The sequence below is a fragment of the Micromonospora sp. D75 genome, assembly GCF_018070405.1.
In the GTDB taxonomy this organism is placed as follows: domain Bacteria; phylum Actinomycetota; class Actinomycetes; order Mycobacteriales; family Micromonosporaceae; genus Micromonospora; species Micromonospora chalcea.
In genome coordinates this window covers 1-3,164 of record NZ_JAGPXV010000661.1, presented here as the reverse complement: position 1 = coordinate 3,164, position 3,164 = coordinate 1, and the positions used below count along the sequence as shown (strand labels likewise).

Genomic DNA, 3,164 nt, shown 5'->3' with positions numbered 1-3,164 from the left:
GAGCCGTGCGGGCCGCGGAAGCAACGGTGCCGTCGGCGTCGCTCGGGGTGGGCTGCCCGGACTCCAGCTTCGTCGCGCCCGCCTGCGCGACAACGGTGTACGAGAAGCCGGGCGGCAGCGCCAGCAGACCGGCCGGGTCCGGCACCGGTTCGCCGTTCGCCGGGGGAAAGGCAAGCCGGGCCGGGGGAACGGTGGGGGCCGGGCCGTGCGCAGCCGGGTGAACAGGGGACGAATCCCGCGTGCCTCGGCGTGACAGCCCTGGCGGTCAGGGCTCCCGCATCCGGGCTCTGAGCACGTCGAACTCGCACCCCGGCGCGTCCGGATCGAAGCCGTGCGCGATCAGCCAGCGCGACGCCACCAGGCTGCGCAGCGACCACCAGGCGCGGATCACGTCCCGGTCCACGTCGGAGCCGTAGCCGGCGAGCAGGTCGTCCAGGCGATCCTCGTGTCCGAGCGTGAGAACGGCGAGGTCGAACATGGCGTCGCCAGAGGCGGCCTCGGACCAGTCGATGACGCCGCTCACCTCGTCGCCGTTGACGAAGACGTGGGTGATCTGGAGGTCGCCGTGGACGAACACGGGCTTCCACGGCCGGAGCGCGGCCTCGGCGATCTTGCGGTTGCGCCGGACCACCTCGGCGGGCAGCGCCGCCTCGGCGAGCAGCCCCGCGCATTCCCGGTCGAGTTCCGCCGCCACGTCGTCGAGGCGGCGTCCCGGCCACGGCGGCAACGGCGCGTCGTGCAGTCGCCGGATGGCCGCACCCGCCGCCGCCCACGCCGCCGGTGACGCCTCCGACGGTCGGCCGAGGACGCCGAGCGCCGTGCCGGGTACGGCGGCGATCGCGAGCACGGGCGGCTCGTGCCAGAGGATCGTCGGGGTCGGTACCGGTGCCAGGCCCATCGCCCGCACCTCGACTGCGGCGTGCGCCGGGTCGCCGTCGACCTTCAGGAACACATCCCCGACGCGCAGCGTCGCGCGCTGACGGTGGGCGACGACGACTTCGACCTCGTCCATACCGGCCATCCTGACGAAGGTGACCGTCGACGTCGCCGCATATTGCGCGGGCCAGGTCGGCGGGCAAGCAAGCCGAGCGGGAGCGTGATCTAGGGCCCTGTGCAGCCGGATGAACAGTGGACGAATCTCGCGTGCCGAGTGCCTCGTGCCGGTGCGGCGCGGGTCCGTTAGGGTTCTGCTCGATCGCAAACGTCGGAGGGCGGACGGTGGGCAGACTCGCGGCGGCGTACCGGCAGGCGGTCGATCGGCACCGGCAGGCACTGCGCCACTGGGAGGCGGCCCGGCGGCTGCTCGGCGCCGCCGGCCCGGCGCCGGTGGGCAGCCCCGAGCTGGTCGCGCGGCTGGCCCGCCTCGGCGGTGAGCTGGCCGCCGCGGTGCCCGGCACCGCCCGCGTCGCGACCCACCCCGTTCCGGTACGCCTCGGCGCGGCGACCACAGTCGACGGCGCGTTCCCGGTGCTCGTGCCGGTGGGGGCGGGCGCGCATCTGGCGCTCGATCAGGACGCCCGCGACCCGCGCGTCGGGGAGCTGCTGCGGGCGGTGGTGGTGCGGCTGCTGACCGCCGCTCCGGCCGGCGCGATCCGGGTCGTCGGCATCGACCAGGCCGCCTTCGGCGCGGCGTTCCTGCCGCTGCGCCCGCTGCAGGACGCCGGGGTGCTCGCCGCGGCGGCGACCACCGAGGCGGAGACGGCAGCGCTGCTCGACGCGGCCGAGCGGCACGCCCGTACCGCCCAGCGGTCCGCGCCGGAGGACCGGGAGCTGCTGGTGGTGGTGGCCGCGTCCGCGCCGCCGCCCCGGGAGCTGGCCCGGCTCGCCGCGCTCACCCACGCCGGCCCGGCCGCCGCGGTCTGCGTGCTGCTGGCCGGTCACCGGCCCGCCGGGCCGAGCGCCGCGCCGCCGCTGGGCGCCACCACCCACCTGCGGATCACCGAGCGGTACACGCTCGTCGGTGACCCGCCCGGCCGCCCGTTCAGCGCCGACGGCAGCGGGCTGGCCGCGCCGGTGGTGCTCGACGGCGACCCGTCGCACGCCGCGGTGACCGCGCTGGCCCGCCGGTACGCCGAGACCGCCGACCAGGACGTCGTCACGTTCGCCGACCTGCTGCCCGCGCAGCGCTGGGCCGGGTCCGCCGCCTCCGGCCTGCGTACCGTGCTCGGCCGCGCAGGCCGCCGCCCGCTCGCGGTGGCGTTCGACGACGCCACGCCGCACTGGCTGATCGGCGGCCGCACCGGCGCCGGCAAGACGGTGCTGCTGCTCGACGTGCTCTACGGGCTGGCCGCCCGCTACTCCCCGGCCGAGCTGCGGCTGATGCTGCTCGACTTCAAGGAGGGCGTGAGCTTCACCGAGTTCGTGCCCACCGACCGCGACCCGTCCTGGCTGCCGCACGCCGACGCGGTGGGCATCGAGTCCGACCGCGAGTACGGCGTGGCGGTGCTGCGGGAGCTGCGCGCCGAGTTGGGCCGCCGCGCCGACCTGCTCAAGCGGCACGGGGTCAGCCGCCTGGCCGACCTGCCGCCCAACGCCCGGCCGCCCCGGATCGTCACCGTGATCGACGAGTTCCACGTGCTGTTCGCCGGCAACGACGCGCTGGCCCGGCAGGCCGTCGACCTGATCGAGGAACTGGCCCGCAAGGGCCGCTCGTACGGCCTGCACCTGGTGCTGGCCAGCCAGAGCACCACCGGCATCGAGGCGCTCTACGGCCGGGCCGAGGCCATCTTCGGCCAGTTCCCGCTGCGGATCGCGCTGCCCGGCGGGGACGCCGTGCTGGACCCGCGCAACGACGCCGCGCGCGGGCTCACCGTCGGCACGGCAGTGGTGAACACCGCCGCCGGCGCGCCCGGCGCGGACGCGGAGGTGCGGTTCCCCGACGCGCACGCCGCCTCGGCCGACCTGGCGGCGCTGCGCCACGAGCTGCACGCGGCCCGCCCGGCCGGATCGCGCCCGCCGTCGGTGTTCCGGGGACACGAGACGCCCCGGCTCACCGACGACTCCGCCTGGACCGCGCTGACGCCGGGCGCCGACCCGCCGTACGCGCTCGTGGGCCGCGCGGTCGACGTCGCCGGCAGCCCGGCCGGGTTCGCGCTCGACGCCAGCCCGGGCCGGCACCTGGCGGTGGTCGGCACCGCCACCGTCGGCGCGGAGGTGCTCCGGTC

Annotated in this window: 2 protein-coding genes; one reads left to right on the top strand and one right to left on the bottom strand. The window is 76.7% G+C overall.

The features are described from left to right. Positions 1 to 265 precede the first annotated feature (265 nt). Positions 266 to 1,012 (bottom strand): phosphotransferase family protein, encoded by a 747-nt coding sequence (locus KBX39_RS27275; RefSeq protein ID WP_104112807.1) that lies wholly within the window; start codon positions 1,010 to 1,012, stop codon positions 266 to 268. A gap of 206 nt (positions 1,013 to 1,218) precedes the next feature. On the opposite strand from KBX39_RS27275, the gene KBX39_RS27270 reads away from it, so the two are divergent. Continuing rightward, positions 1,219 to 3,164: FtsK/SpoIIIE domain-containing protein (locus tag KBX39_RS27270; protein ID WP_210873222.1), on the top strand; the 1,946-nt coding region annotated here is incomplete at its 3' end.

Coding starts and splice junctions, on each gene's coding strand:
- KBX39_RS27275 (WP_104112807.1), bottom strand. CDS start 1,012: ATGGACGAGGTCGAAGTCGTCGTCGCCCACCGTCAGCGCGCGACGCTG.